This window comes from Pseudonocardia xishanensis (genome assembly GCF_039541715.1).
GTDB classification, from domain to species: domain Bacteria; phylum Actinomycetota; class Actinomycetes; order Mycobacteriales; family Pseudonocardiaceae; genus Pseudonocardia; species Pseudonocardia xishanensis.
The window spans coordinates 1-6,668 of sequence record NZ_BAABGT010000125.1 but is presented as its reverse complement, the minus strand read 5'-3'; the positions used below and the strand labels follow the sequence as shown (position 1 = coordinate 6,668).

9 protein-coding genes are annotated in these 6,668 nt (G+C 68.4%); 5 read left to right on the top strand and 4 right to left on the bottom strand.

Annotated features, from left to right (window positions below):
• Nucleotides 1-195: 195 nt before the first annotated feature.
• Genes ABD993_RS36420 through ABD993_RS36410 form a run of 3 tightly spaced genes read left to right on the top strand, consistent with a single transcriptional unit; the run spans nt 196 to nt 3,044 of the window.
• A complete protein-coding gene (locus tag ABD993_RS36420) occupies nt 196-1,974 on the top strand; it encodes a type IV secretory system conjugative DNA transfer family protein (RefSeq protein WP_345428950.1) in 1,779 nt (592 codons plus the stop codon).
• The gene (locus ABD993_RS36415) at nt 1,971-2,432 is read left to right on the top strand and encodes a DUF4913 domain-containing protein (RefSeq protein WP_345428948.1); all 462 of its coding nucleotides are present in this window, start codon (nt 1,971-1,973) and stop codon (nt 2,430-2,432) included. Before ABD993_RS36420 ends, ABD993_RS36415 begins: the two co-directional genes overlap by 4 nt.
• A gap of 3 nt (nt 2,433-2,435) precedes the next feature.
• Nucleotides 2,436-3,044 (top strand): VldE C-terminal domain-containing protein, encoded by a 609-nt coding sequence (locus ABD993_RS36410; protein WP_345428946.1) that lies wholly within the window; start codon nt 2,436-2,438, stop codon nt 3,042-3,044.
• On the opposite strand, the gene ABD993_RS36405 is transcribed toward ABD993_RS36410, so the two are convergent.
• Nucleotides 3,028-3,540 carry a hypothetical protein gene (locus ABD993_RS36405; RefSeq protein WP_345428944.1) on the bottom strand — a complete coding sequence of 171 codons (513 nt, stop codon included), beginning with the start codon at nt 3,538-3,540 and terminating at the stop codon, nt 3,028-3,030. The two genes, ABD993_RS36410 and ABD993_RS36405, sit on opposite strands and share 17 nt — an antisense overlap.
• Nucleotides 3,541-4,155: 615 nt before the next feature.
• On the opposite strand from ABD993_RS36405, the gene ABD993_RS36400 reads away from it, so the two are divergent.
• Nucleotides 4,156-5,022, top strand: coding sequence for a hypothetical protein (locus tag ABD993_RS36400; RefSeq protein ID WP_345428942.1), 867 nt, complete (start codon nt 4,156-4,158; stop codon nt 5,020-5,022).
• Nucleotides 5,023-5,109: 87 nt separating this feature from the next.
• Here the strand turns inward: ABD993_RS36400 and ABD993_RS36395 are convergent, their stop codons facing one another.
• The gene (locus tag ABD993_RS36395; protein WP_345428940.1) at nt 5,110-5,355 is read right to left on the bottom strand and encodes a hypothetical protein; all 246 of its coding nucleotides are present in this window, start codon (nt 5,353-5,355) and stop codon (nt 5,110-5,112) included.
• A 269-nt stretch (nt 5,356-5,624) separates the two neighbouring features.
• Nucleotides 5,625-5,819 (bottom strand): hypothetical protein, encoded by a 195-nt coding sequence (locus ABD993_RS36390; RefSeq protein ID WP_345428938.1) that lies wholly within the window; start codon nt 5,817-5,819, stop codon nt 5,625-5,627.
• 169 nt (nt 5,820-5,988) lie between these two features.
• Between ABD993_RS36390 and ABD993_RS36385 the strand changes: the two genes are divergently transcribed.
• Entirely contained in the window at nt 5,989-6,441 is a 453-nt protein-coding gene (locus ABD993_RS36385) for a hypothetical protein (RefSeq protein ID WP_345428936.1), read from the top strand.
• A 10-nt stretch (nt 6,442-6,451) separates the two neighbouring features.
• On the opposite strand, the gene ABD993_RS36380 is transcribed toward ABD993_RS36385, so the two are convergent.
• Nucleotides 6,452-6,668: hypothetical protein (locus ABD993_RS36380; RefSeq protein ID WP_345428934.1), on the bottom strand; the 217-nt coding region annotated here is incomplete at its 5' end.

Sequence of the window (6,668 nt, the reverse complement as noted above, 5' to 3'; positions counted from 1 at the left end):
CATCGCCCAACAGGGTGCGGTGGCCTGAACGTCAGCCTCACGCAGACCCAGGACGGTTCACTCCGGCCACGTCCACCCCGGCCGCGGCAAGTACCTGATCAAGTCCGGGGAACGGATGGGGCTGCCGGTCGGGCTCACCCTCACCGAGACAGAGCGCGCCCTCTACGACACCGACACCGCCTTCCGGACCTCACCATGACCCGCCACACCCTCCGCGAGGCCCTCGCCCCGCTGGCCCTGCTCGCCACGATCGCCCTCGGCGCGGCGGCGGTCACCGTCGTGTGGCTCGCTCTCGCCGTCGCGGGTCTCATCGACAACGGAGCCTGGTCGCCGCCACCGTGGTCACCCCGCCTGCTCACCGAGACGCCTCCCACGACCGACTCGTTCGCGCTCGTTCTCGCCTGCTCGGTCGGACTGCTCTCCGCAGTCGTGATCGCTGCGATCCTGCTGCTCCGACGCCTGATCCAGCGGCTTCGACCTGCACCCATGCTCGACCGAGCCGGGCTCGGCGACCTCGCGGGAGACGAGCAGGAGAAGCGCGCTCGCTCGCTCCGAGGGATGCCCAAACGACGCGAACTCTCCGCCGCCGACCGCGGGATCCGCCTCGGCCTGCTCGACGGCCGCGAGATCTGGATGTCGTGGGAGGACGTCGCACTCGTCATCATGGGCCCCCGTTCCAACAAGACGAGTGCGGTCGCCGTCCCCGCCGTCCTCAGCGCCCCCGGACTCGCCATCGCGACCTCCAACAAGTCCGACCTGTGGGCGCTGACCAGCGGCCCTCGGCGAGAAGTCGGCCCGGTGTGGACGTTCGACCCGCAGCAGATCGCGTTCGCCCCACAGGCCTGGTGGTGGGACCCGCTCCGGGCCGTCCGCGACGCCCCAGCCGACCACCGCTACGAAGCCGCAGCGCGGTTGGCCGGCCACTTCATGGCCACCATCGGCGGGCAGCGACGAGACCCGTTCTTCCACGCTGCAGGTGAACAGGTCCTCGTCGGCACCCTGCTCGCCGCCGCACTCTCCGACGCCACCATGCGCGAGGTGTCGCTATGGCTTCAACAGGGTCGACGCGACGCGCTCGTCGCGCTCGACCGGATCGGCGCCACCGGAGAGGCCGCCGAACTCGAGGCCGCACTCAACGGCGCCGACGTCACCGCCAAAGGCATCTTCCAGACCGCCCGCACCGCGACGAAGTCCCTCGCCTCGGAACGCACCCTCCGTTGGATCACCCCGCCGCACACCTGGCGCGCGGGCGACGGCGGGCTGCAGGAGGAGCTCGACCCCTGGCAGCTCGTTCTCGAGTCCGCGGAGCGTCCTGTCACTGCACATCTGATGTCCAAGGAGGGAGCAGGAACCGCGGCGCCGGTCGTCGCGGCGCTCGTCGACCGCATCCTCGACGTCGCCGAGTCCCACGCGCAAGCCTCCGGCGGACGACTCGACCCACCCGTCGTCGCCGTCCTCGACGAGGCCGCCAACATCTGTCCCATCCAGGAGCTGCCCAAGCTCTACAGCCACTACGGCTCCCGCGGCATCCAGGTCCTCACGATGCTGCAGAGCTACCAGCAGGGTGTCGGCGTCTGGGGAGCGCAGGGAATGGACGCGCTGTGGTCCGCGGCCACCGTCAAGCTCGTCGGCGCCGGGGTGGACGACCACGCCTTCCTCCAACGCCTGTCGGGGCTGATCGGCGACCACGACGTCGACAAGCAGTCCGTCTCGGTCAGCCGCGGCTCCAGGACCTGGCAGACCAGCACGACCCGACAGCCGATCATGCCGCCCGACGCCCTCCGGGCGCTCGACCGAACGCGTGCCGTCCTGCTCACCTCCGGGCGGCGCACCGGCGTCGCCCGCCTCCTCCCCTGGTACCGCGAAGACCACGCCGCCGACATCCGCACTTACGCCGACACAGCCCTCGCCGAGCTCCGCGCCAGCGCACGCGAGGCACTCGGCCCCCGATACGACACCGGAGAATCACGATGACCGACGACGACCTGGCAGCCCGAGTCGCCGCCCTCGAGTCCTGGCAGGACCTTCAGACGCAGCTCACCGACTCGCTCCTGGATCGCGGCGGCCCGGACGAGGACGACATGCCCGCCGCCACGCTCGACCCCGAGCGACTCGTGCGCTGGGTCCACCGCCACGTCGCATCGATCATCGCCCGACCGCTGCGCGGCCAGCTCTACTGGTGCCCGCTGTGGTGGGACCACCCCGAGGCCGTGTTCCGCTTTGAAGCGCTCCGTCGTGCCTGGCAGGACCACGTCGCGCTGCCCGGGACCTCCATGTCGATCTGGATCCGCGACCATCTCGACCCCTGCCTCCGGGTCCTGCTCGCCGCCGACGGACCGTTCATCGACTGTTCCCACGACGCCCGGGCCGATCGTCACGGGCCGCATCTCCCGCTGCCGCCGCTGCCGACAGCGCCGTACTCGCGAGCCTGACGGATGCGGCTCGTCGCCGTCGGCGCAGGCGCCATCACCGCGGCGGCGCTCGCCGTTGCCCTGGGGGTGGCCCTGCTCCTGGCGCTGCTCGGCGGAACTGCCTTCGACCTGGCCGGGGCCGCCGGAGACGCTGACATCGACGGGCTCGCCGCGGCAGCCCCCTTCACCGGCGCGGGCGGGGGCTGCACCGTGGACGACCCGACCACCCGGGGCTGCCTGACGCCCGCGACGCACCACGTCCTCGACTCCGTCTTTGCCACTTTCGGTCCTCCCGGCGGCGTTCTCCTCAGCGCGACCTGCTGGGATCCGCACCTGCAGAACCCGAGCAGCGACCACCCGAAGGGCCGAGCCTGCGACCTCTTCCCCACCCGAGCAGGCACCTTTCCCGCCGGTGACGACCTTGCCCACGGCTGGCAGATCGCCAACTGGCTGCGCGCCAATGCTGCTCCGCTACAGATCAAGTACCTCATCTGGCAAGGCCGCTACTGGGACCCGAGCACGAACGACCGGGACGGAGCCTGGGGTGTCCCCTACACCGGGGGCGGCATCTACGACCCCACCGATGCCACTGGGGGGCACTTCGATCACGTCCACGTCAGCGTCGAACGTTGAGCACGATTCCGGCACGGATGACGCCGCGAATAAGACGTCGGCATGCAAGCAGGGCACACCCCGCCGCACCGAGGGCCAGCACGGGCACGACTCGGGCAGCGGTCTCCCCGATCGCGCTCCCGGCGCTGACACGCTTCTCCGGCCGCGGCAGGCTCGCGAGGTCAACGCCCGTCGAGGCCCTGAGCTCAGCAGCGCTGAGGACGACATCGACCGTATGTCCGCCCCGCCAGAACGTCGTGCTGACGAAGTCCACGTCGTAGGGCGACACCGTCCACACCGCCCGCGCGACGCGTTCCGGCGTGAGCAGCTCTGAGCACTTCGTCGTCGACACCGCCAGGACGAGACCGTTCCTGTGCTCGGCGACCTGGTAGCTGACGCCCGAGCAGCCCAACGACCTCAACGTCGAGGTGAACGGCTCGGTCGGGAACGCTGTCATCAAGGCGATCAGCACCCCGGCAGCCGCGATCACTCCGAGAAGCAGGCGGAAGACCGTCATCCTCGGAGCCTCCCCGCCCTCCTGGCGGTGTGTCGACCACCGAAATCGGACTGTGGATAACTCCATTGCCTATCAGGGTCTGGCAGATCGAACCTCCGGGTCGTCGTCACCGCGCAGGTGAACGCCGAACACGACGGGTGATCGTGCGAGCGTCGGAGCGCTCGCCCCAACCGGCCCCGCAGGCCAAGTCCCGGACATCGGGATCAACAGATACAGATGCAAACGAAACCGTCGCCATCCGGACAGCGATGACGACGGTAAGGGTGCGCATAACGATCTTTGGTGGACCTGCGGGCCGCGTTTGCGAGCATCTCGTTCCCGACCAAGCGACTCCTGGCCATGGCCGACCGGTGGGCGAAGGAGTCGACGCCCTCCACGTCGACACACGTCGCCCAGCCGCGCTACCAGCGCAAACAGCAGCCATCACTCGCTGAACGCCTTGGCGAAGCCGATGTACAGACACTCATCCACCGCTACCGGGCCGGGACGACCGCGCCAAAGTTGGCCGAGTACAGCGGTCGCGGCCTGAGCACGGTGAAGCGGCTGCTAAGGGCGCGGGGTGTCCGACTGAGCCCCTGACCGAACTTGTCGGTACCCGCCGCTACGGTGCCGATCGTGGCATTCGATGCGCATGCGCTGCTGGTCCTGATCGCTTCCCCCGGCGACACCGTCGAAGAACGCGACGCAGCCGAGCGCGCTCTCCACGGCTGGAACGCTGACCGAGCACAACGCGAGCAGGTGGTACTCCTGCCCCGGCGTTGGGAGACCCACGCAGTCCCCCGGCTCGGTGGCCGGGCCCAGAGCATCATCAACGAGCAGCTCGTCGATGAGTCGGACATCGTCATCGCGCTCTTCGACAGCAGGCTCGGCATGGCCACGGGCGAAGCCGTCTCCGGCACGGCAGAGGAAATCCAGCGTGCCCACGAGGCAGGTAAGCCCGTCCACGTCTGGTTCTCCGACGAGCCAATCCCCCGCAACGCTGACCTCACCCAAGTTGCAGCGCTTCGCGAGTTCAAGGAGACGGTGGAGCCTCTCGGCCTACTCGGCACATACGCCAGTCCGGATGACCTGGTGTTCAAGGTTCGTCAAGCCATCGAGAGCGACCTCGCCATCCTCGAACTCGGGCCGATCACGCGACGCAAGCCGACAACTGGTGCAGTGCTGCGGGCACGGTACGACTACGAGCGAGAGTCCTACATCGACAACCGCGGGAAGACGAAGTACCGGACTCGACGCGAACGGATCGTCGTGCAGAACATCGGCACTGCGACCGCGTCAGAGGTCGAGCTCAGTGCTGCTCCGCTGGGCGAGGGCGACGCACCCAGCACTTTGGCCGACGAGACACCCACGATCATCCCGCAGGCCGACTTCTCATGGCGGATCTTCCCGTCGGCCGGTGACTCGCGTTCGATCAAGTTGACCATGAGCTGGCACGAAGACGGCAGAGAGCGTTCCGAGACTCAGGATCTCTCGCTGAGCTGACGACGAGTGTCGGGGTTGTGAATGAGCGCAGTTGCCCGGAGCTCAGGGGATTCGGACCCCTGACCCCTTGACTGCCAGCGTCCTGACTCAGTCCTCGTTGAGGTAAATCCTCGCCCAGTCGTACGCCGTCGTCTGCCGGATCCCGGTAGTTCTCGCGATGGCGGGCCATGACATGCCGCGGGAGTGCATCTCTGCGAGCAGACGCCCAGTCCGTCGCCGGCTCGCGTCCCGGATCCGCTCCGACTGTTGGACGGCGGAGCGGAGATCGTCGTCGGACATGTCCCCGACCGGCGCGGTGAGCAACCGCGCCAAGGCATCGAGTTCATCCGGCACAGGGCGGACGCTAGGTTGCCGTCCTTTCGAATTTCCGAAAGACTGACTGGGTGAGCGAGGCTGACACGAGCGACCGTGGCTCGATCGAGTGGACCGAGGGTTGCGGGTGGCACTGGCGCTACGTGCCGGACTCGGGTGAGGCGTCGGAGGGGTATGCCCAGACCCGGGACGACGCGCTGAGGGCGATCGGGACTGCGGCCGCCCCCGCCTCACTGCGTCCGCAGGAGGTTCGCTGGCTCACCGCTCGGAGTCGGTGGGGGAACTAGCCGTTAGCGGGGAGACTGTCGGGTAAGCGACCTCTCCCCGAAGTAGCTCCGGAGGTCGCCGCACAAGGCGACGGGCACCGCGTCGTCGTGCAGGTCCAGCGCGTAGACCTCCGACACGGTGTAGGCCACGTCAGCGGAGGGGACGCTCAGCCACTCTGAGAGCTCCTCCAGCGTCATCGTCATGTCCGCGTAGCTCACCTGGGCATCGTCCGCCGACACACGGGGCGGCCACAAGAGCGGACCTCACTCGGCCTTCTCGGTCGAATTCTCGATGGGCGGGGCCATCGTCGATAGCTGCCTCCGTATCACCAGGATCTTGGCCGGCCTCCTGCATCGAGAACACCGGGTGCGACGGAGGAGAGCGACGATGACGACCCTCGAGGACGACACGACGATCGGGAAGCTGAAGGCCGACCTACGCGGACGCGGCTTCTCCCGAAAGGCCCTCGTGTCCGACAAGGAGATGACCTCAGCGAAGACGGCCTTCTACGCCCAGGACGGCGTCATCGACACCCCGTCCGACGAGCTGCGCTACATCGAGGGACTCCTCGGTCTGTCTCTGCGCTCGATCGACCGATTCAGCATCGTCCCCGCGGTCGGGCACGAGAAGTGCGCGTGCGGACGAACGCCGTCTGCACTCGACATCGTCGCCACGGCGGTCAACCGCCAGATCCATGACACGCGGACTATGCGCGACGCCGTCATCGGCGTGACCAACATGATCGAGCTCGCCGACGAGGGCCGGGTGGGCGACTGCGTCGCCTGCGGCCGGCTTGTCGTATCAGCCGGCTACTTCACCCACAGCTATATGTACGCCTGAGGCCGCAGCATCACGACCCCGCAATGACGAGGCGGCGGCTCGGGGCCGCCTCGGCATCTAGGTCCTCGACGACCTCTCCGCCGAGCAGGATTAGCTTCCGCTCGAAGTGCGTGGCGATGCGCTCGTCGGAGAGGAACCGTTGCAGCCGGATCCTGACCGTCTCGTCATGCATTGAGCCCTTTCCAACCTGGTGGGGAGCGGGCTCGGCGCTGCACGGCGTGGCGTCA